Raw genomic sequence first — 21,814 nt, forward strand, 5'->3', positions numbered from 1 at the left:
GCATCTCCGGTGAATACTTCCTGTTCATCGTCTTCCATCCTTGCTTGAAGAACGGAACGAAAGTCAGGCCGATTCAGCCAGCACTACTGGAAGCTCGTAAAACAGAACCTGATCTGATGCCTACTGACGACCAAATCCGCGCAACCCTCGAGAACGCACGCACGATCGAGATCCTGGCCTCCGTAGAACATACGCGGTGGGCTCACTGGCAAAAATACGTGCACGACCAAGGTCAGCGTCAGCGCGATGGCTCGTTGCTGCTCCCAGCCGAACTAGTCGCTCGATGGGACAAGCAAATAGCCACCAGCTACCCAGATCTATCGGACGAGGAACAACAGAGCGACCAAGACCAGGTGCGTCGCTACTTACCCGCCGTCATCGAAGCGTTGACCAAAGCCAAAGACGACATCTAGCTCTGCGTTTTTAGCGACAGCCACCGTCGCGAATCACAGCGACCGCATGACACGCCGGTTGGAGACCTGCCGAAACCGCCTGCCGAAACCCAACGCGCCGAAAGGGCCGGCTCGACGTTTTCGGCAGGGTACGAGCGTGCCGCGCTCACCTCGAGGTTTCGTCGAATGATTGCGGCTACGTCGTGGCGTCGTTGTTGTCACGCACGAGCTGCCGGATTCGTAGAACGATGGCCGTAGCGAGCAGCACCATTGCGGCGACGGTCAACCACAGGGTCGGCGTCAGACCTCCGAGAAGAATCAGTACCGCGACCGTCAGGGCGAATGCGCCGACGATGCACGGTAGGTTGCCAGGCATGGGCACCGATTCTGCGACCGGTATCGCGCGCCGCTTGCGGGCGGTTGATCGTGCGGTCGATATCGGGTTCGCCATCTTGCTGGTTGTGTGCGGAATCCGATATTTCAGCAGGCATCCGCTCGAGGGCGTGGGCATCGCGGCGCTCGTGCTCGCCATCGGCGCCGGCGTGAGCTATGCGGTCGCCGTGATCGGCAAACGTGCGAGTGATGCGTCAACAGGCCTCGACGTGATCGTCTCCCGGCAGGGGCTCGGACTGCTCCTGGCTACGGGCTTCTGGCTGCCGCTCGTCGTGCTCGCACCGTCGTTCGGCTGGTGCGGGTTCGCGCTGTTCTTCGCCGTGCACCGGGTCATCCGCGGGCGCCTCGCTCTGGTGATCTCCGCCGTCATCGTCGTCGCGGTCAGTGCGGGCCTCTTCCTCATGTCGAACGGCGACGACCTCGGCCTCGTGCTCGGGCCGTTCTTCGGCGGCCTGATCCTCGCCTCCGCCTATGCGTCGCTCGACCGCGCGCTCGATGAGCAGCGGATGCTGATCGACCAGCTCGTCGAGACGAGAGCGCAGCTCGCGCGTTCGGAACGCGACGCCGGAGCCCTCGCCGAACGCGAACGCGTCGCGAGCGAACTGCACGACACCGTGGTGCAGCGCACGGCGACCGCGCTTCTCATGCTCGAATCCGACGGCCTCCGCCCCGGCGAGCAGAGCGCTGCGGTCAGCGGAGCCCGCGATGCGCTGCGCGAAGGGCTGATCGAGACGCGCCGACTCCTGCACGGCCTGGCGGATCCGCGAACGGATGTGGTGTCGCTCACGGCGGCGCTGCGAGCGCAGTCAGCGGATGCCGGTGCGGAATTCTCCGTATCGGGCGTCGAACGCGACGTGCCCGAAAAGGTCTTGCACGCGCTCCAGCGAGTGGTGCAGGAAGCGCTCACGAATGCGAGCAAGCATGCGCGCGCAGCATCCATCCACGTCACCCTCACCTTCTTCGACGAGGAGGTCGGCGTCGATATCGCCGACGACGGCATCGGCTTCGACGCGGACGATCGGACGAGTCGGACAGAACCTGAAGGCCCGCAATCGGGAGGCTTCGGCATCCGGGCGATGCGCTGGCGCATCGAGTCCCTGGGCGGTGCGCTGACGATCGAATCGTATGCCGGCGAAGGGGCCGTCATCGCAGCCGTCATCCCGACGACCGGAGGAGAACAATGATCCGAATCCTGCTTCTGGATGACCACCCTGTGCTCCGCCACGGCGTGCGAGCGGTGCTCGACACCCAGGACGACCTCGAGGTCATCGCCGACGTCGGAACCGTCGCGGAGGCAGCCGCAGCCGCCGACGGGATCGACGTCGCTCTCGTCGACCTCGACCTCGGCGACGACCTGCCCGACGGCATCGATGCGATCCGTGCGATCCGGGCTGCGAACCCGAAGACGCAGGTGCTCGTCTTCACGGCATACGACTCCGATGCCGACATCGTGCGGGCTCTGGATGCCGGTGCCGCCGGCTACCTCGTGAAGGACAGCCGTCCGGCCGAACTCTTCCGGGCCATCCGCACCGCAGCCCGCGGCGCCGGGCAGCTCGACGGCCCGATCGGCGAGCGGCTCCTCGAGCGCATCGACCGGCCGGAAGAGGCGCTGACCGCCCGGGAGCTCGAGGTGCTCGCCCTCGCCGCGAACGGCCACTCGAACCGTGATCTCGCCCGCGAACTGCACCTCAGTGAGGCGACCGTGAAGACGCACCTGCACCATGCCTTCACCAAACTCGGCGCCGACAACCGGCAGGCCGCGATCTCCGTCGCCATCAAACGCGGCATCATCCGCCTCTGACGCTCAGGCTTCTGTCAGGCGGCTTCAACTGATCGGTTGATGTGCCTGTTCTTCCCGATTCCTAACGTGGAATGCATACCCGCTCCAGGAAGAAGGAAGACCATGACGAACCGTACGATCCTCACCGCATCCGTCCTCACCGCCGTCGCGCTCGGCGCCATCCCCGCCGGTGGCGCGATCGCCGCCGAGCAGACATCCGCTCCGGCATCCGTCACGGCGGCGGCCGCAGCATCCGGATCCGACCTGCTCTCCGGCACCCCCTGGGAGACCACCGGCGCCGTCGACCAGGATGGCGAAGACGTCGCGCTCACCGACGAGAACGTCGCGAACTTCGTCGGCTGGGCCTACTACAACACCGACGGCACGTTCACGATGTACAACCTCGACGACACCCCGAAGATGCAGGGCGACTGGGCCGTCTCGCCCGATGCCTCCGAGCGCACGCTGGTTGCGAAGGACGACGCCGGCGAGGTCATGTTCGAGCGGGTCGTGCCGATCACCGAGTTGACCGAAGACGTCTTCACCTACCGTGTCATCCCCGACGAGACCGCCACCGACGTCTACTACGACATCATCCACACGCCCACCGACCACCCCGAGCCCGGAACGACCGCATCGGTCGATGAAGCCGAGACCGACGAGGATGCCGAGACCACCGCTCCGGCGGATGCCGACGCCGAAGCCGACGCCGAACTCGCGGACACCGGCAACGCCGGCCCCGTCGTCGCGGTCGTCGCCGGAGTGATCGTGCTCCTCGGCGGTGCGGCACTGTTCATCACTCGCAAGGTGCGCCGCACCCGCACCAACTGAGTGACCCAGCAGGGCCAGGCCGCGGAACACCCCCTCCCTCCGGCACCCCGCGGCCTGGCCCCTTCTCACCCGTGCTTCTCGAAAGGACTCCGACCATGAACACCCGATTCCTCCTGGCGACGGCGGCCACGGCATCCATCGCCCTGCTGCTCGCCGGATGCGCGGTCGCCGAGCCCCGACCCGAGCCGAGCATCGCTGCCCCGGCCGTCGACGATGCCGAACAGCAGGCGATCGACGAAAAACTGATCGCCGCGGCCTGGGCGAACGACATCGACGAGGCGACCCGTCTGATCGACGAAGGCGCCGACGTGAACGCGAAGGACACCACCGAGCAGAGCGCCTACCTGATCGCCACGAGCGAGGGATACCTCCCGCTGCTCGAGCTCACCCTCCAGCACGGCGCGGACGTCGGCAGCCTCGACTCGTGGAACGGCACGGGGCTCATCCGCGCCGCGGAACGCGGTCATGCGAACATCGTCGGACGGCTCATCCAAGCAGGAATCGACCAGGACCACGTGAACAGACTCGGCTGGGTGGCGCTGCACGAAGCGCTCGTCTTCGCGAAGGCCGAACAGCCCGACGACTACATCGACACCGTCCGCGTGCTCGCGGCAGGAGGAGCAGACATGACGATCCCCTCAGAGCAGGACGGGCTGACGCCCCTCGAGCTCGCCCAGCAGAACGGGCTCGACGCACAAGCGCGGATCATCCGGGCCGCGGTCGATTCAGAGGCGGATGCCTCCGACGCCGACCGTCGCCTCCTCGACGCCGCAGAAACCGGCGATGCGGATGCCGCGGCTCTCGCCCTGCGCGCCGGCGCCGACATCGAGGCGCGGAACGATCTGCAGCAGACGCCGCTGCTGCTCGCCGCGGCGAACGACCGCGTCGACGTCGCCCGGCTGCTCGTCGCTCTCGGCGCCGACCCGGATGCCCTCGACCACCAGCACGACACCCCGTGGCTCGTGACCGGTGTGACCGGCAGCGTCGCGATGCTCGAAGCGCTGCTGCCCGCGAACCCCGACATGACGATCCCGAACCGCTTCGGCGGCCTCTCGCCGATCCCGGCGGGGGAGCGCGGCCACGCCGCCTACATCGAACGCGTCGCGCAGACCGATGTCGACCTGAACCATGTCAACAACCTCGGCTGGACGGCCCTTCTCGAAGCCGTCATCTTCGGCGACGGATCCGAACGCTACGTCGACATCGTCACGACGCTCGTCGATGCCGGCGCCGACATCTCCATCCCCGACAAGAACGGCGCCACGGCGCTCGACCACGCCCGCGACCAGGGCCAGACCGGGGTCGTACGGGTGCTGGAGTCCGCCGGTTGACGAGTGCGGCGGGTGCTGACCGTGCCGCTGCGGGTGCTCTGGGAGCATCCGCAGCGACATGTGCCGGGCGGGGCCGGTTCGGCGGGGTGGGGCGCGGAGATATTCTGAGGGGATGACCATCGGTGAGGCGATCCTCGGATTCACGGTCGTCGCCGCGATGCTCACCGTCATCCCCGGTCTCGACACCACGCTCGTGCTGCGCTCGGCACTCGTGCGCGGCCGGGCGGATGCTTTCGCCACGGCCCTCGGTATCGTGAGCGCCGTGCTGCTCTGGGGCGCGGCCGCCGCTGTGGGCGCTGCGGCGCTGCTCGCGGCATCCGAGGTGGCGTACCGCATCGTCACCATCGGCGGGGCGGCCTACATGGCCTACCTCGGGGCATCGATGATCATGCGCAGCTTCACCCGCACGGCGCTCGCCGTCGACGAGACCGCCCAGCCCGTGCGCGGCTCGTCGTGGCGCTCGTTCGGCACCGGCGTCGGCACGAACCTGCTGAACCCGAAGATCGGCGTGTTCTACATCGCGACGATCCCGCACTTCATCCCGCCCGATGCCGCACCGCTGGCGATGGGTCTGCTGCTCGCCCTCGTGCACGATGCGCTCGGCATGATCTGGTTCGCGCTCATCATCTTCGGGGCGGTCTGGGCCCGCAAATGGCTGGCGAGCGCCCGATCGCTGCGCATCATCGACCGGATCGCCGGCAGCGTGCTCATCGGCTTCGGTGCGAAACTCGCCCTCGAGCAGCGCTGAGACGGGCGGTACGCCGGATCCCCGTGATCCGTGCCTGAAGCGTGCTCCAACCCCACGCTTCAGCGTGTTCGATTCTGAAAATGTTTGCGCCAAATCAGTCAGAAGTCTTCACTTTTCAGCGCTGACCTGACTAGCGTGTGTGCGGAAACATCCCGTCGGCGCTGCTCGGATGCGCCGGAGGGTACCCGCGCACCACTCGAAGGAGAGCAGCCCGTGACGCACGAGAGAACCAGAAGATCCGTCCGGCCCCCGAAACTCCTGGCCTCCGCGCTCGTCGGGACGCTCATGTGCGGCGGGATCATCACCGGCGGCATCCTCCCGGCATCCGCTGCCGACCTCATCGACGTCCCGAAGACCGACTACGAGCTGCTCGGTGTCTCGAGCGAGTCCGACGCCTGGCCGGCACCGCCGGCACTCGACGGCACCGCGCTCGCCGCATTCGACGGCGACTTCACCACGCAGTGGACTTCGCGCTACGCCGACGAGGCGCCGTTCCCGCACTGGCTGGCCCTCGACCTGCAGCAGTCGCTCTCGATCGCCGGGGTCGACTACTCCGTGAAGCAGGGGCAGAAGGTCGCGGCGTCCGAGGTCGCCGTCTACGTCACCGACGACGCCGAGGCCGCCGCAGGTTCGCCCTCCGACGGTCACTGGGGCGATCCGGTCGCGACCGCGACGCTCAACGCCCCAACCGCGGATGACGAGCAGCAGCGCATCGAGTTCGACGAGGCCGTCACCGGCCGGTACGTCGCCTTCGAGATCCGCACCGCGCAGGGCACGACCGGCGGCGGGATCGGTGAGCTCTCGGTGCTCTCCGATGAGGCCGTTCCGGCGTTGCCGGAGCCGGAGCCGGAGCCCGATCCGGAGCCCGAAGAGCCCGGCGAACCGATCGGCGACGTCTTCGAGATCTCTAACGGCGGCACGACCGCCATCCTCGCGCAGGGGTTCCCGACGATCAGCGGCTACCGGGTCGGCGACGCCGAGCTCGGCGGACAGACCGGTTACTCGAAGTGGGTCGTCGACGGCGCCGAGCGCACCGCGACGACGACAGCTGAGGCCGAGGAGGACATCGTCCGCTACGTCTCGGTGCTCGACGGCGTCGACGTGACCATCCGCAGCGAGATCCGCGTCGACGACGCCGGCGTCGTGCGCTTCGAGGTCACCGAGGTCGACGGCACCGTGAACACCCTCGGGCTGAGCGGGAATGCGTTCCTGACGGCATCCGTCGGCGACGGCGAGGTCGTGCTCGACCGCACCGTCGTCAGCCCCGACTCGCGCACCTCCGCCGATGAGCATCTGCCCGTCACCGCCGAGACGGCGAAGGCATCGGCGAACGCGGCCTATGCGTTCCTCGGCGACGGCGACCTCGTCGGCGGCGTCGTCACGAACGCCACCACCCAGGCGAGCAACGGCACCGCGTCCTGGAACACCCGTCTGACCACGTCGGTCTCGGGCACGGGAGCCGCGATCGGCTCGAGCGCTTGGCTCATCAACCCGACCTCGGCCATCGACGAGCGCGTCGTCGAGCACGAGTTGCCGCGCGTCACCGTCGTGCTCGCGACAGACCGCAACGACGACGGCTCCGTCGACTGGCAGGATGCCGCGATCGCGCAACGTGAAGCGACTGGCGCCCGGTACGGCGGCGAGCGGGTCGCCGACCGCGTCGTCAACCGCATCCCCTTCAACTTCGCCTCGAGCGCGACGAACCCGTTCGACCTCGTGCTCGACAACACGCAGCGCATCGCGAACCAGACCGACGGCCTCGGCCAGTGGGTGCTGAACAAGGGCTTCGGCAGCGAGGGCCACGATTCTGCGAACACCGACTACGGCGGGAACTACAACGAGCGCGCCGGTGGGCTCGACGCGCTGAACGAGCTCGTCGAGCAGGGCAAGGCTCTGAACGCCGACATGTCGGTGCACGTCAACGCGACCGAGGCGTACCCGCAGGCGAACTCGTTCGACCCGGCGACCCTCACCGGCAGTGCGCCGTTCAACCCCGGATGGAACTGGCTGGATCAGTCGTTCTACATCGACCAGCAGAAGGATCTCGGCCAGGGGCTCGTCCTCGACCGGTTCCAGCAGCTCGCCGACGAGGTGCCCGGGCTCTCCGGCGTCTACATCGACGTGTACTACTCCAACGGCTGGGTCGCGGAGGAGCTCGCCGATGAGCTCAACGACATGGGGCTCGAGGTCGCCACCGAATGGGGCGACCGCTTCGTCGACAACGCGGTCTGGGCGCACTGGCCCACCGACCTGAACTACGGCGGCGTCGAGAACAAGGGCATCAACTCGACGATGGTGCGCTTCATGCAGAACGGCGAGGCTGACATCTGGAACGCCGATTCCCTGCTCGGCCACCAGGACCTCGTCGACGCCGAAGGATGGGCCGGCAACAGCAACTGGGATGGCTTCATCGGCAACGTCTGGGAGGTGAGCCTGCCGACGAAGTTCGTGCAGCACTTCGACCTGCTCAGCTACGAGCAGGACGTCGCCGCCACCCTCACCGACGGCGTCGAGATCACGATCGACGACGGCGTGCGCACGATCACCATGGGCGGCGCGACCGTGCTGCGCGGCGACTCGTACCTGCTGCCGTGGCAGTCGCTCGAGTCGAGCGACGAGACCGGCAGCCCCGTCGACGCCGACAAGATGTACTTCTACTCGGCATCCGGCGGCGAGCACGCCTTCGACCTCACGGCCGCCTTCGCCGGCGCCGAGGAGTTCGTCGTCTACGAGCTCACCGATCAGGGGCGCGAGCGGGTCGGCACGGTTCGGGCATCGGATGCTGCGCTCACGCTCACCGGCGAGGCGGGCACCGCCTACGTGGTGGAGCCCACCGCGGCATCCGCCCGCGCAGCCGTCGAGTACCGCAGCGGCGGCATCGAAGACCCCGGCTTCAACGCCGGAACGCTCGACGCCTGGAACCCGCGCGGCGACGTCGGTCTCGTGCGCACCGACGAGGGCGGCCGCAAGGCCGACCCGACCGGCGACAACATCGTGGTGCTCGGTTCGGGCGAGGCGTCGATCTCGCAGCGGCTGACCGGGCTCACCCCCGGCGAGCGCTACTCGTTCTCGGCGCAGGTCGAGATCGAGGCGACCGAGCAGCGCAGCGTCACGATCGCCGCCGATACCGGTGCGGGGACTGCCGAGCGCAGCTGGAGCCTCTCGCCGACCGTGAACTACATGCGCGCCGATTCGAAGGCGGCGCTGCGCTATCAGCGCGCTTCGGTCTCGTTCATCGCGCCCGAATCCGGCGAGGCCGCGGTCTCCATCGCGGCCGCGGACGGCGACGCCGCGGTGTCGATCGACAACGCCCGCGTCATGGTCGACACGACCGGCCCCACGGCATCCGGTGCGGTGTACTCGAACGACTTCGAGGGGAATCAGCCCGGCTGGGGGCCGTTCGTGAAGGGCGATGCCGGCGGCATCGAGGACCCGCGCACGAGCATCTCGCAGCGCAATGATCCATACACCTCGAAGGAGTGGCGCAACACCGCGGCGCCGCACGCGAGCGGTTCGGTCGCAGGCCTCGCCGTCGACAGTGTGCTCTCGGGCGATCATTCGCTCATGTCGAACAGTGAGAACAACGGCATCGTGTACCGCACGGATCCGACGCTCGTCGACCTGCAGGCCGGGCACACCTATGAGATCGCGTTCGACTATCAGGTCGGTGCGACCGGCTCGTACCGCTGGCTGCAGGGCGTCGACACGCTCGCCGACGGCGACGTGCGGTCGACGACGCTGCAGGCGACTCCTCTCGAGCAGGCGCTCGAGACGACGAGGTTCTCGCACGAGCTCACCGTCGGATGCGGCGACGCATCGTGGGTGGGCCTGGAGCGCATCGGCGGTGCTGCGGTGAGCTTCGTCCTCGACGACTTCACCGTCACCGATCTCGGCGAGACCCCCGGCGGCACGGCCTGCGCGACGGTCTCGGCTCGCGACGCGGCACTGGCGCCGGGCGTTCCGACGGTCTTCGAGACGACGTTCACGAACGCCGAGGAGATCGCCGTCGAGAACGTCGGCGTCTCGCTCGACGTGCCCGAGGGCTACGAGGTGCTCGTCTCCGGCGGCTCGTCGAACCTGTTCGACGAGGTCGCCGCGGGAGAATCGGTGACGACCGCTTGGCTCGTCACCGCGCCGGCGGATGCCGCGGGCACGAGCGCCCGCATCGGCATCTCTGCGACGTACCTCGCCGACTGCGACGTGCGCACGACGACGGTGACGGTGAATGCCGACGTCGCTTCGCGCGCCCGCATTCCGAACAGCCAGATCTCGGTGACGGCGAGCTCGGAGGAGAGGGGTGCCGGGGTGAAGGAGGGCCCGGCCGAGCTCCTGCTCGATGGCGATGCATCGACCATCTGGCACACGCAGTACAACGGCGCGAGCCCGACGTATCCGCACGAGCTCGTCTTCGATCTCGGCTCGATCGAACAGGTCGAGGGCATCGCCTATCTGCGCCGCCCGGCGAACCGCAACGGCCCGATCAAGGGGTACACGGTCGAGGCCTCGACCGATGGCTCCCAGTATGCCGTCGTCGCCGAGGGGGAGTGGGTCGACGGCGCCGACTGGCAGGACGTCCTCTTCGACGCCGTCGACGCGCAGTTCCTCCGTGTCACGGCGGTCTCGCCGATCACCGACGGCACACCGTTCGCCGCCGCCGCGGAGATGGCCGTCTACGGAACCCCGTCGACGGCGCCCGCCGGCCACGCCCCCGCGGCGCGGCCGGATGACGAACTCGGCGACTGCGACACCGCGGTCGACCCGCTGCTGATCCTCGGTTCCTCGTCGGTCGCGGCCGGTGGCACGGTCTCGACCGAACTGAGCGGGTTCGCGCCTGATTCGGCGGTCTCCTTCTGGCTCGATGACCGGCGTCTGGCGGGCTCCGCTGTCGACCGCGACGGAGCACTGCGCACCGACGTCCTCATCCCCGCGGATGCAGCAGCCGGCGACTACACGCTGAGCGTGCGCGACGCGGCGGGGGAGACCGCGGCATCCGCTGCGCTCGAGGTGACCGCGGCTGAGGAGCCGACAGGGCCCGAGGTCGTCCTCGGCGTCGACTCGGTGCGCGCAGGCGGCTCGATCGATGTGCAGCTGCGCGGCTTCGACGCCGGTGGCGCGGTGCAGCTCTGGCTGCATTCCGACCCGGTGCTGCTCGGCCAGGTGGTCGTCGGTGCAGACGGCACGGCACTGGCGACGGTCACCATCCCCGTCTCGACCACGGCCGGGCAGCACGCGCTCGTCGTGACCGACGCGACCGGTGCTGAGATCGCCCGGGCCGATCTCATCGTCAGCGCTGCGGTCGATGCGCCGGACGGCGGCTTGGCGATCACGGGGCTCGACGGAGCACGTCTCGCGGTCGTGCTGCTCGCGGCGATCGCCGCGGCAGTCGTCGGGATGCGTCTGCGAGTTCGCTCGCGCCGCGGAGTCTGACCCCGCGGTGACGACGGTGCGGTCGCCCTCGGGCGACCGCACCGTCGTCGTGACCGGCGGTCAGTCGAGCGCCTCCCGCATGACCTCCGCGAGTACCCGGTATCCCTCCGAGGAGAGGTGGATGCGGTCGCCGCTGTCGTTCGCGGGCAGGAGGCGCGTCGCATCGGCGGGGTCGGCGACGGCTGCCGAGAAGTCGAGCACATCGTCGTAGAGGTGGCTCGACAGCATCCATTCATTGGCCGTCGTGCGCACCGATTCCCGTTCGGCGGTGTACGCGGCGACGCCGTTGAAGGGGGTCATGGTCGCGCCGATGACCTGCAGTCCGGCGTCGCGCGCCTGCTGGACGAGGGATTCATAACCCGCGATGAGCTGCGGTGCGCTCACACCGTCGCCGACGTCGTTGATGCCCTCGAAGAGCACGACGGTCGTCACGCCCGGCACGGATGCGACGTCGTAGTCGAAGCGCTCGACCGCGCTCATCCCCCGGGCGAGGGTCGTGGACGTCGAGTCGATCGTCACCCGGTTCGACGAGATGCCGGCATTCACGATGCCGCGCTGTGCGCTATCCGCGTGCAGGCGCTGCGCGAGCTGAGCGGGCCAGCTGGTGAAGCCATCGCGGGTGGATCCGAAACCATCCGTGATCGAATCGCCGAGCGTCACGGTCGTGCCCGAAGCGGTCGCCGAGATGACGTCGATGCTCTTGAGGAAGAAGAACGACGTGGAGGTCGTCGTGAACGGGGCCTCGGCGCTCGAGGACGCCTGGTCTCCCGCGGCGATGCCGTTGGATGTGAACGCCATGCTGTGGAACGTCGACGTGGGCACATCGCCCTGCACATAGACGCTCACGATGAGGTTGCGGTCGGGCGAGATCGCCACGTTGACCGGGTCGCTGATCACTTCAGCTCCGACGGGGATCGTCACGCTCGTGCTGCCGCCGAACCGCACGGCGGCCGGCGTGCCGGTCGTCGACAGGCCCATCGCCTGCGGTGCGACCGAGGCGGCGCTGATCGTGAGGGGCGCGCTGCCGAAGCGGTTCGAGAACGTGAGGCGCTGTGCGTTTCCGGTGACCGTCGGGCGAACGACCATGCGCACGGTCTGGTCCGAGAATGCGGGGCCTCCGGCGGTCAGCGAGGTGCCCCAGGCGGCGACACGGGCGAGGCGGTGGGGTGCGATGACCCACCGCTGGTCGGCATCGCCGGTTGTCGTCGCCGAGACGACGCCGGTTGCGGATGCCGTGAGCATCCGCCCGCTCGCCCGGTTCTGCACCTGGAAACCGGTGCCGTCGGCGACGACCTGCCAGAGCTGGGCATCATTGCCCGTGCAGCTCTGCTGTGTGAGAGCGCCGCCGGTGGCCGCGGCATCCTGCAGGCAGAGCCCGCTGTTCACATTGCTGATGCGGTGAACACCGGGGGAGACCTGCGCGAACCACCAGGACTGGGCGGCCGAGCCGCGCTCCGCGGAGGTGATGGCGCGGGCCCCGGCGGAGGTCGAGATGCCCGCGATGTCGAGTTGGGCATGCGAGGGGGAGGCGCTCAGAGAATAGGCGCCGGGGGTGATCCGCACGGGTTCCTGCGCCGGTGCGGCCGCTGCTGTGCTCAGAGCCACTGCTCCCATCATCATCACGGCGGCGAGTGCCGCCGACATCCATCGCTTCATGTGCGCTCCCTCGTGTCGGTCACGACGTCGCGAGCGGGTGAAGCGTCGTCGATTCTGACAGCACAGTAGCAGGAGATCGGACGTCAGATGTCTAATGGCGAGAAAGAGGCGCGACGCGATCAGCCCACGACGAAGCGCACCGTGTTCCCCCAGGGGTCCGCGGTGACGAGAGCGGGGCCCGACGAATCGTTCTCGATGCCGGCGTCCGTCAGCCGGGAGGCGATGTCGTCGATATCGGATGCGGCAGGAACCGTGACCGTGAGCGCGCGGAGGCCGGCGGTCTCGCCGCGCTCACCCGCGCCGCTGCTCTGCCATGTGTTGGTGGCCACGTGGTGGTGATAGCCGCCGGCCGAATAGAACAGGGCTCCATCGCTCACGGCGGTCACATCGAAACCGAGAACGCCGGAGTAGAAGGCGCGGGCCTCGTCGAGGTCCCCGACGCGCAGGTGCACGTGGCCCATGGTCGCAGGGCCGTCGGCGTCACCGGTGAGGTTCTCGTCGATGAACTGGTTCGGGTCGAGGAAGGCGCTGCCCATGACGACCTCGCCGTTCTCCCACACCCACTCGTCCTCGGGGCGGTCGATGTAGAGCTCGACACCGTTGCCCTCGGGATCGCCGATGTAGAACGCCAGGCTCACGGCGTGGTCGGCGCTGCCCTGATAGGACTGCGGGGATAGCTGGGCGACGGTGACCAGCGTCTGCGCGAGAGAGGCTGCATCCGGGTAGAGCAGCGCCGAATGGTAGAGCCCTGCGCTCGTCGGATCATCGGCCCCACCCGACGTCGCGGTCAAGCGGATCAATGACTCGTCGTGCCCGAGCGAGACCGACTCATCCGACTGCTCGAGGATCTCGAGGCCGAGGATGTCCCGGTAGAAGGCCGTCATCGTCGGCAGGTCCTGCGCGGCGATCTCGATCTCGCCCATGGCGGTGGCCTCCGGAAGCCGCGCGGCGGGATCCGTGATGACGGGGCCGGCTTCAACGGGCTCCGACGCCTCTTCCGATGCTGGCTGGGCCATTGGTTCGGCCGGTCGGTCGGAGAGTGCCAGTCCGATGATGAGGACGGCGATGGCCGCGATGATGATCGTCGAGCCGAAGATCCATCGAGCGGTCGAGGAGAGGCGAGGGCTGGTCTGGGCGGTCACATCGGGGTGCAACGACCGTTGCCGCGGAATTGTTCCCGCGGCAACGAAGTCGTGTGCTGATGGTCGGGATCAGTACCAGTTGACGGCCTGCGAGTGGCCCCAGGCCGAGCACGGGGTGCCGTACGCGCGGGAGATGTAGTCCAGCCCCCACTTGATCTGCGTCGTGGCGTTGGTGGCCCAGTCGTCGCCGAAGCTGGCCATCTTGTTGCCGGGGAGCGACTGCGGGATGCCGGTCGCGCCGCCGTCGTTGTTATAGGCCTGGTAGTTCCAGTTCGACTCCTTGTTCCACAGGGAGTTCAGGCACGAGAACTGGTCGGCGCCCCAGCCGTACTGGTCGGCGGCGATCGTCTGGGCCGTGCGGCGAGCGCCGTCCGGCGTGTTCGCGGCGGCGAGGGCAGCGGCGGCCGCTTCGGCCGCTGCGGCCTTCTCGGTGGCGGCATCGATGCGGCCACGAAGGGCGGTGGTCTGAGCCTCGACGAGTTCGGTCTGCATGGACATGGCGGCGGTGGCCACGGCGTGCGCGAACGCGTCGTCGGCATCGGTCGCGCCGTCGAGGGCGCCGACGAGTCCGTCGGTCTGGATCGCGATGGGCTCGGCGCCGAGGTCGAGATCGGTGGATGCCGCGTCGAGAACTGTGGCGGCGGCGGAAGTGAGCGCAGCCCGCGCGGTGGTCGCGGTGACGGCGCCGGTGGCGGCGTTCAGCCCGACCTGCGCGCTTTCGGCGATGGTCGTGCGAGCGGATTCGGATGCCGCAGCGGGTGCGATGCTGGCGAGTCCGAGGGAGGCGATCAGGCCCAAGGCGAGGCCGGCGGTGACGGTGAGGACGGCGGTGCGGTGACGGGGCGTGGAGAGCGAGTGGGTTTCGAGCATGACGAACGTAACGATCCTTTGAGGTATCCGAGAGCCGCGTCGTGGCGGCAGTCGCGCCGTCGGGATGGGCGCGCAAGGTAACGATTCTGCATCATCCCGGCTGAATGCTTGATCCGTGAACGCTGGATGTGCGGTGTGAGCGCCCTCGCTCGATCGTCGTATGCGCCCCGCTCAGCGGTCGGGGAGCTCCCCGCCGTGGTCCCGCACCATCGCGCGCAGACGCCGGAAGACCTCGGGGGTCGCGATGCCGTCGTGCTCGAACTCGTTCGTCACCCAGTTCTGCGCGTTCCCGACCTTCGAAAGGGTGTCCAGCTGCAGGCCCGAATCGACGTACATATCGTCGAAGTACACCGCCGCGGCCAGGGGTACTTCGTTGGCGGCCAGTCGGTCGAGGTCGTACAGCGCCGGCCACTCGCCGCGCTCGTGCAGGGCGTGCACGGCGGATGCTGCCGGGCGCAGCAGACGCACCTGCTCGAACATCCAGGGGAACGACATCTCGCCGGTGAACAGCAGCGGCCTCTCGGCAACGCCGAACTGCGGACGCCGGTCGCGCTCGCGCTGCGCCGACCAGGCGGTCGCGCCGCGGGTGCCATCGGCGTAAATGCTCTCCTGCAGCGACCAGTACAGCGGGCCGCCGGCCGAGGACGTGCGCGCGTGGACGCCGGCGAGGAACGCCTCCGAGAGGCGGCCGGGCCGGATGAAAGCCTCATCGATCAGCCAGTGCATCCGCTCGAAACCGGGCTTCATGCCGAAGTCCGAACCGAGCGACTGGAAGCGCTCGACGGTGAGCCGGTCGCCGTCCGCGAGGTGCACGTCGCTGCCGGCGAGGACGTCCGCGATCGCCGCCACCGTGTCGACATCGTGCGGGAAGCGGCGACGGTACTCGGCGTTCTTCTGCTCGGTGCGGGTGAACGTGCGCCGGTAGACCTCGTCGACATCGGCCGGGATGCCGGGGATGCCGCCGCACACATACGACGCGGTGATCGCCTCGGGCGCGTAGCTGAGATAGGCCATCGTCAGCCATCCGCCGTAGCTCTGCCCGAGCGTCGCCCAGCGGCGGGAACCGTAGACCTCGCGGCGCACGAGTTCAAGGTCGCGTACGATCGAGTCGGCGCGGAAGCAGGCGAGGAATTCCCCGCCGCGCTCGCCGCGTTCGGCGATCATGGTCGCCTCGAGCGGGGTGCTGCGACCGGTGCCGCGCTGGTCGACGAGAACGATGCGGTAGTCCTTCAGCGCCTCATCGATCCACCCGGACCGGCCGGTCGGGCGCGGGTTCGCACCTCCCGGGCCACCCTGCAGGAACGTCAGCAGCGGCAGATCCTGCGTGCGGCGATCCGGGTCGACGAGTTCGCGCACGAAGACCTCGATCTGCTCACCCTCTGGATCGTTCCAATCCAGGGGAGCGGGGAGCGTCTGCTCGCGCACGAAGATTCCGGGCAGGTGGTACTCGATCACAGCGGTGCGCGTCCTTCTCTTGCAGTGGGCTCCGGCGCGAGTCTAGCCCGCCTGCGCGATGGCATGCCGCCAGCGCGGCACCACGAGGGGGCTCTTCGATTCGGGGTCGAGGATCACCCGAGCATCCAGCCCGAAGACGTCCGAGACGAGCGATTCGGTGATGACCTCGTCCGGCGATCCGGTCCTCACGATCATCCCGTCCTTCATCGCGATGATGTGGTCGGCGTAACGGGCCGCCTGGTTGAGGTCGTGCAGCACGGCGACGAGGGTCGTGCCCTGCGCGCGATTGAGCGATCGGCAGAGCTCGAGCAGCTCGATCTGGTGGTTCAGGTCGAGGTAGGTGGTCGGCTCGTCAAGGAGCAGGATCGACGTTTGCTGCGCGAGCGCGACCGCCATCCAGACGCGCTGACGCTGGCCACCGGAGAGCTCGTCGACGAGGCGTCCGGACAGCTCGCGGATGCCCGTTGCGTCCATGGCCTGCGCGACTGCCACCTCGTCCTCCGGCGACCAGGGAGTGAACAGGCGCTGGTGCGGGTAACGACCGCGCGAGACGAGGTCGATCACACGGATGCCGTCCGGGGCGCTCGGCCCCTGCGGCAGCAGGCCGATCTCGCGGGCGATGGTCTTCGTCGGCATCCGATGCACCGATTGCCCGTCCAACAGCACGCTGCCGCTGCTTGGCGGCAGGAGCCGCGTCAGGCTCTTCAACAGTGTCGACTTGCCGCACGCGTTCGGCCCGACGATCACGGTGAACGCGCCGTCCGGGATCGACACCGAGACCTCGGCGCAGATGATCTTGTCGGCATATCCCAGGGCGGCTTCGTGCACGCGCAGTCTGGTCATTTCTTCTTTCCCTCTCGCAGGAGAAGCCACAGGAAGTACAGTCCGCCGATCGACACGGTCACGATGCCGACGGGCAGGGGGGAGTCGGGATGGACGCGCTGCGCGATCACGTCGGCGAGCAGCAGGAGGAAGGAGCCGACCGCGGCGGTCGGTCCCAGTGCCAGGCCGTCCGAGTGCACGAGGCGACGCGCGATCTGCGGCGCGGCCAGCGCGATGAACGAGATCGGACCGGCGGTGGCGGTGGCGACCGCGGTCAGGCCGACGCCGATGAAGATCGCCGTCACCTGCAGGCGGCGCACGTTCTGGCCGAGCGCGGTCGCGAACGGGACGCCGATCCGCGTCAGCCGCATGGGCCGTGCGAGCAGGCACGCGGCGCCGATCAGCAGCACCGAGCATCCGAATGCGGTGAGGAACGCCGGCCAGGAAGTGCCCGACAGGTTCCCGGCGCCCCACAGGCTCGCCATGATGGCATCCTCGACGGTCGCCGTCAGCAGGATCCACACGTTCACCGATGCGAGCATCGCGCTCACGCCGATGCCGACGATGATGAGGCGCACGCCGCGGATGGAGCCGCGCTGAGAGGCGAGGAAGAACACCACGAACGCGGTGACGACCCCACCGGTCAGGGCGCCGACCATCGTCGCGGTCGCTCCGCCGCCCAGGAGCAGCATCACGACGATCGCGCCGGTGTAGCTTCCCGTCTGGAATCCGATCACATCGGGCGAACCCAGCGGGTTCGCGGTGAGGTTCTGGAAGATCGCGCCGCTGAAGGCGAGGCATGTGCCCAGCAGGACCGCCATGAGGATGCGCGGCGCCCGCCATTCGAGCACCACCATGTTCGTGTAGTCATCGCCGAGGCCCACCAGCGCGCGTGCCGCCTCGAGCGCCGTGATCTGGGCGGAACCGGTGAGCACGGCGATGAATGCGAGGGCGACCGTCGCGATCCACAGGCCGGTGCACAGGCGCGCGGAGCGCGCGTCGACGATGAGGAACGGGCTGCCTGACGGACCGATCCGGTGCATCCGGCGGCCGAAGTCGAGGGCGGTCATCATGCCTCCGAGACGCGGAATCGGCGGACCATCGCGATGAGCACCGGGGCTCCGATGAACGCGGTGACGACGCCGACGGGGACTTCTCCGGCGATGATCACGCGGCCGACGACGTCGGCGAAGCCGAGCACGATCGGAGCGATGAGCACGGAATAGGCCATGATCCAGCCCTGGTGCGGCCCGACGATCATGCGGGCGACGTGCGGCGCCAGCAGGCCGATGAAGCCGATCGGGCCGGCGGCGGCGGTCGCGCCGCCGGCGAGCAGAGCGATCGCGATGAGGACGACGAGCCGGATGCGGTTCGGATGCGCGCCCATCGCGACGGCGGATGCCTCGCCGAGGGAGAGCACATCCAGCGAGCGCGTGCTCAGGGCTGCGATGACGAGGCCGACGATGATCAGCGGGGCGATCGACCAGGTCGCATCGAGCGGCTGCGAGGCGGTGGTGCCCGCCGACCAGCCGCGCATGCGCTGCAGCACATCGGAGTTCGTCAGCAGCACGGCGGACGAGAACCCGGCGAGCACGGCGCCCAGCGCGACGCCGGACAGCGTCATGCGCACGGGGTTGCCCCGGGCGGCGCCGGAGTTGCCGATGATGAACACCAGCACGGAGGTCGCCAGGGCGCCGGCGAACGACCACCACATGTACTGCGAGATGCTCGTGACGCCGAAGAACGCCAGGCCGACCACCACGGCGAGCGATGCGCCGGCGTTGACGCCGAGGATGCCGGGGTCGGTCATCGGGTTGCGCGTGACGGCCTGCATGAGGCCGCCGGCGACGCCGAGCGCCGCACCGGCGAGCAGGATGAGCACGGTGCGCGGAACGCGGGAGAGCCAGACGGTCTGCGAGATCGGGTCATCGGCATCGGGGTGCGCAAGCGCGTTCAGAACCTCCGTGGGAGGGATGCTGCGCGAGCCGACGAGCATGCTGGCGATCAGTGCGAGAGCGCACAGGGCGATCAGCGGGATGAGCAGCAGGCCGCGTCGCGGTGCGCGCGCGTGCGGCTCGGTGCTCGGCGGATCCGCGGCGGCCGGCGTTGCTGCCGGCGCCGCGGATCCGCGCGAAGCGGAATCGATCGACATGGATCGGTCAGGAGACCTTGTCGGATGCCGTGACGAGAGCCGTGAGGTCGTTGAGCCACGCCGCATAGTTGCTCGAGGTCATGGCTCCCTTGGAGCCCCAGGCGCCGAGCTGATCGGCCTTGACCGCGGGGAGGACGTCCCACAGGTCGGTGGTGAAGGCGTAGTCGTCTCCGTAGCCCTCGATGAGGATCACGTCCGCGTCGTAGGAGGAGGCATCCTCCCAGGCGATCTGACCCCAGGGGTTCCCGGTCGCGGGCGGCTCGGCGCCGACGATCGTCGCACCGAGCTCTTCGAGCAGGTCGGCCTGCACGAAGCCGACGCCGGTGTAGAGCATCTCCTTCGACGGGCTCGTGAGCATGACGTTCAGGCCGGTGCCGTCGATCGCCGCGCGGAAGGATTCCTTGGCCTCGGCGAGGTCGTCATCGGAACTCGTGATGGCGTCGGAGGAGACGTCCGCGCCGAGGAATTCCGCGACCTCGCGCACGAAGGCGATGCTCTCGTCGACCGAGGTGCCCTTGGGCAGCGGGATGAAGTCCGCGACACGGGTCACCTGGGCGTTGACGTCCTCATCGAACCAGGACCATCCGTCGGCCGTGCCCTGGCCGATGATGGCGTCCGGGCGCAGCTCGGCGACCTTCTCGACGTCGATCTCTCCGTCCTTGCCGACGAAGTCGATGCCGGAGGTGTCGATGTCGCCCATGACGAACGGGTTCTCGCAGTCGAAACCGAAGAGCGCGTCGGGCTCGAGGCCGTACTCGTGCAGGGCGCTGTGTGCGTAGCAATCCATGACGAGGCTCGCGGGTCGGGTGTCGAACGATAACTCCAGGCCGTCGATGCTGGGGTGCGCGAACGTGACGCCGTCGGCGCCTTCCGGCGTCTCCGCTGCGGAGCAGGAGGTGAGCAGCAGGGCCGTCGCGGCGAGGCAGGCGGGGAGGATGAGGCGGCGGTTCACAGAAGACCGTTTCTGTCGATGGGGAGGGACGCGACGACGTTAGCACGACCTAACTAAGGTGAGCCAAACCTTAATCCAGAGGGTGCTATTCGACGAGCTTGCCCTCGGAGGAGACCGCATGGATGAGGGCGGCGATCTCCGCGGGAACCGGCGGGATCTCCTCGCGGGTCACGCCGGCCGTCGGCGACCAGACGAGATTGACCTGCAGCGTCGGGTCCTCATCCGGGAAGTCGCTGCGGTTGTGGCATCCGCGGGTCTCGCGCCTCTCGAGCGCCGCTTCGAGCGTCGCTCGTGCCGCGAGCGCCGAGGCCTTGAGGTCGAAGGCGTGCGCAAGATCCTGGAAACCGGCGATGTCGGGATGGATGCCGATGTCCTCCATGCGCCCCTCGATGAGGTCGAGGTCGGCGAGCCCCGCGCGCAAGCCCTGCTCGGAGCGCACGACACCGGCATGCTCGGTCATGGTGTTGCGGATCGCGCGCTGCAGCGCGCGCACATTCTCGCGCCCCTCCGACGCCAGCAGGCCTTCGATCTCGGCCCGCGCCATCCCCACGGCCTCCGCCGACCGGCGCTGCGCGCTGAGCCCCTGGGAATGGGCGATCGCGGCCTGCCCGACCAGGCGCCCGTAGACGAGCAGCTCGATGAGCGAATTGCCGCCCAGGCGGTTTGCGCCGTGCAGGCCGCTCGAGGCCTCGCCGATCGCATAGAGCCCGTCGACATCCGTGCTGTGGTCATCCGGACGCACCCAGACGCCGCCCATCGAATAGTGCGCCGTCGGTGCGATCTCGATCGGATCGGTCGTGATGTCGAGCATCTGCAACTCGAGCATCGTCTGGTACACCCGGGGGAGCCGGGTCATGATCGTCTCGCGCGGCAGGTGCGAGACGTCGAGCCAGACCCCGCCGTTCGGCGTGCCGCGCCCCTCGGCGATCTCGGTGTAGGCCGCGAGCGCCACCCGGTCGCGCGTCGACAGCTCCATGCGCTCCGGATCGTATCTCGCCATGAAGCGCTCGCCGCGGGCGTTGCGCAGGATCCCGCCCTCGCCCCGGGCGGCCTCCGAGATGAGGGTTCCCGCCGCGTTTTCGGGTTCGATGATCCCGGAGGGGTGGAACTGCACGAGCTCGGGGTCGCGCAACCGGGCTCCCGCGTCGGCCGCGAGGCGGAACGAATCTCCCGTGTTCTCGTCGCGTCGCGATGAGGTGCGGCGCCAGATGCGGTTGTGTCCGCCCGCGGCGAGGATCACGGCATCCGCATGGATCAGGTATCGCGTGCCATCGGCCTGATCGAAGCCGTAGGCACCGAAGACCGTGTTCCCCTCGACGAGCAGGCGGGTGATGTAGACGCCGTCGAGGATCGGGACATCGAGCTGCTCGGCGCGTCGCACGAGCGTGCGCTGGATCTCGAGGCCCGTGTAGTCGCCCGCGAACGCCGTGCGGCGGAAGGTGTGTGCGCCGAAGAACCGCTGCGAGATGCGGCCGTCGTCCTCGCGGGCGAAGTCCATGCCCCAGCGCTCCAGGTCGCGGATGCCGCGTTCCGCGCCCCGCGCGACGATCTCGACGGTGTGGGGGTTGGCCAGGTAGTAGCTCTCGGCGATGGTGTCGGCGGCGTGCTGCTGCCAGGTGTCATCGGGGTCCATGGTCGCCAGCGCGGCGTTGATGCCGCCCGCAGCGAGCGAGGTGTGCGCATCGTCTCGGTGTCGTTTGCCGACCGCGAGCACGTCGACGCCGCGCTCGGCGACCTCGATGGCGGCGCGCAGGCCGGAGCCGCCCGTGCCGATCGCGAGCACGGTGGTGGAGATCTGTCGTTCGCCGGCTGCAGCAGTCATGGGCTCCACGCTAGAAATGCGCCGCCGATAACTCCAATGCA

General features: G+C 68.7%; 17 protein-coding genes. 7 read left to right on the top strand and 10 right to left on the bottom strand.

What is annotated here, in order from left to right; genetic code table 11:
* On the top strand, nucleotides 1-413 hold a 413-nt coding region (locus ACWAUG_RS03765; RefSeq protein WP_460801348.1), incomplete at its 5' end, for a hypothetical protein.
* Between the two features lie 175 nt (nucleotides 414-588).
* Here ACWAUG_RS03765 and ACWAUG_RS03770 read toward each other — a convergent pair.
* A complete protein-coding gene (locus ACWAUG_RS03770; RefSeq protein ID WP_298037285.1) occupies nucleotides 589-768 on the bottom strand; it encodes a hypothetical protein in 180 nt (59 codons plus the stop codon).
* Between ACWAUG_RS03770 and ACWAUG_RS03775 the strand changes: the two genes are divergently transcribed.
* From ACWAUG_RS03775 to ACWAUG_RS03800, 6 genes are all read left to right on the top strand, one after another.
* Nucleotides 767-1,969 (top strand): sensor histidine kinase, encoded by a 1,203-nt coding sequence (locus ACWAUG_RS03775; RefSeq protein WP_460801350.1) that lies wholly within the window; start codon nucleotides 767-769, stop codon nucleotides 1,967-1,969. The genes ACWAUG_RS03770 and ACWAUG_RS03775 overlap by 2 nt on opposite strands.
* Nucleotides 1,966-2,586, top strand: a complete 621-nt coding sequence (locus tag ACWAUG_RS03780) for a response regulator (protein ID WP_298037291.1) — start codon at nucleotides 1,966-1,968, stop codon at nucleotides 2,584-2,586. The genes ACWAUG_RS03775 and ACWAUG_RS03780 overlap by 4 nt, the downstream gene beginning before the upstream one ends.
* Before the next feature lie 102 nt (nucleotides 2,587-2,688).
* Nucleotides 2,689-3,396: a DUF4822 domain-containing protein gene (locus ACWAUG_RS03785; RefSeq protein ID WP_460801352.1), complete on the top strand. Its 708-nt coding sequence runs from the start codon at nucleotides 2,689-2,691 to the stop codon at nucleotides 3,394-3,396.
* Nucleotides 3,397-3,491: 95 nt separating this feature from the next.
* Nucleotides 3,492-4,727, top strand: a complete 1,236-nt coding sequence (locus ACWAUG_RS03790; RefSeq protein WP_460801353.1) for an ankyrin repeat domain-containing protein — start codon at nucleotides 3,492-3,494, stop codon at nucleotides 4,725-4,727.
* 112 nt (nucleotides 4,728-4,839) lie between these two features.
* Nucleotides 4,840-5,475, top strand: coding sequence for a LysE family translocator (locus ACWAUG_RS03795; protein WP_298037298.1), 636 nt, complete (start codon nucleotides 4,840-4,842; stop codon nucleotides 5,473-5,475).
* 213 nt (nucleotides 5,476-5,688) lie between these two features.
* Nucleotides 5,689-10,902 (top strand): endo-alpha-N-acetylgalactosaminidase family protein, encoded by a 5,214-nt coding sequence (locus ACWAUG_RS03800; RefSeq protein ID WP_460801355.1) that lies wholly within the window; start codon nucleotides 5,689-5,691, stop codon nucleotides 10,900-10,902.
* 60 nt (nucleotides 10,903-10,962) lie between these two features.
* Here the strand turns inward: ACWAUG_RS03800 and ACWAUG_RS03805 are convergent, their stop codons facing one another.
* The 9 genes from ACWAUG_RS03805 to ACWAUG_RS03845 form a co-directional block, all read right to left on the bottom strand.
* On the bottom strand, nucleotides 10,963-12,558 hold the full coding sequence (locus ACWAUG_RS03805; RefSeq protein WP_460801357.1) for a GDSL-type esterase/lipase family protein: 1,596 nt from the start codon (nucleotides 12,556-12,558) through the stop codon (nucleotides 10,963-10,965).
* A gap of 119 nt (nucleotides 12,559-12,677) precedes the next feature.
* The gene (locus tag ACWAUG_RS03810; RefSeq protein ID WP_460801358.1) at nucleotides 12,678-13,700 is read right to left on the bottom strand and encodes a VOC family protein; all 1,023 of its coding nucleotides are present in this window, start codon (nucleotides 13,698-13,700) and stop codon (nucleotides 12,678-12,680) included.
* A 69-nt stretch (nucleotides 13,701-13,769) separates the two neighbouring features.
* Nucleotides 13,770-14,570 carry an aggregation-promoting factor C-terminal-like domain-containing protein gene (locus ACWAUG_RS03815; protein ID WP_460801360.1) on the bottom strand — a complete coding sequence of 267 codons (801 nt, stop codon included), beginning with the start codon at nucleotides 14,568-14,570 and terminating at the stop codon, nucleotides 13,770-13,772.
* 171 nt (nucleotides 14,571-14,741) lie between these two features.
* On the bottom strand, nucleotides 14,742-16,025 hold the full coding sequence (locus ACWAUG_RS03820) for an alpha/beta fold hydrolase (RefSeq protein WP_460801362.1): 1,284 nt from the start codon (nucleotides 16,023-16,025) through the stop codon (nucleotides 14,742-14,744).
* 42 nt (nucleotides 16,026-16,067) lie between these two features.
* The gene (locus tag ACWAUG_RS03825) at nucleotides 16,068-16,868 is read right to left on the bottom strand and encodes an ABC transporter ATP-binding protein (RefSeq protein WP_460801363.1); all 801 of its coding nucleotides are present in this window, start codon (nucleotides 16,866-16,868) and stop codon (nucleotides 16,068-16,070) included.
* Entirely contained in the window at nucleotides 16,865-17,917 is a 1,053-nt protein-coding gene (locus ACWAUG_RS03830) for a FecCD family ABC transporter permease (RefSeq protein ID WP_460801364.1), read from the bottom strand. The genes ACWAUG_RS03825 and ACWAUG_RS03830 overlap by 4 nt, the downstream gene beginning before the upstream one ends.
* Entirely contained in the window at nucleotides 17,917-18,999 is a 1,083-nt protein-coding gene (locus ACWAUG_RS03835) for an iron chelate uptake ABC transporter family permease subunit (RefSeq protein WP_460801366.1), read from the bottom strand. Before ACWAUG_RS03835 ends, ACWAUG_RS03830 begins: the two co-directional genes overlap by 1 nt.
* 7 nt (nucleotides 19,000-19,006) lie before the next feature.
* Nucleotides 19,007-19,951 (bottom strand): ABC transporter substrate-binding protein, encoded by a 945-nt coding sequence (locus tag ACWAUG_RS03840; RefSeq protein WP_460801368.1) that lies wholly within the window; start codon nucleotides 19,949-19,951, stop codon nucleotides 19,007-19,009.
* A gap of 85 nt (nucleotides 19,952-20,036) precedes the next feature.
* Complete coding sequence (locus tag ACWAUG_RS03845) at nucleotides 20,037-21,773, bottom strand: L-aspartate oxidase (RefSeq protein WP_460801370.1); 1,737 nt, start codon at nucleotides 21,771-21,773, stop codon at nucleotides 20,037-20,039.
* Between the last annotated feature and the right edge of the window lie 41 nt (nucleotides 21,774-21,814).

This window comes from Microbacterium sp. GXF6406 (genome assembly GCF_054798215.1).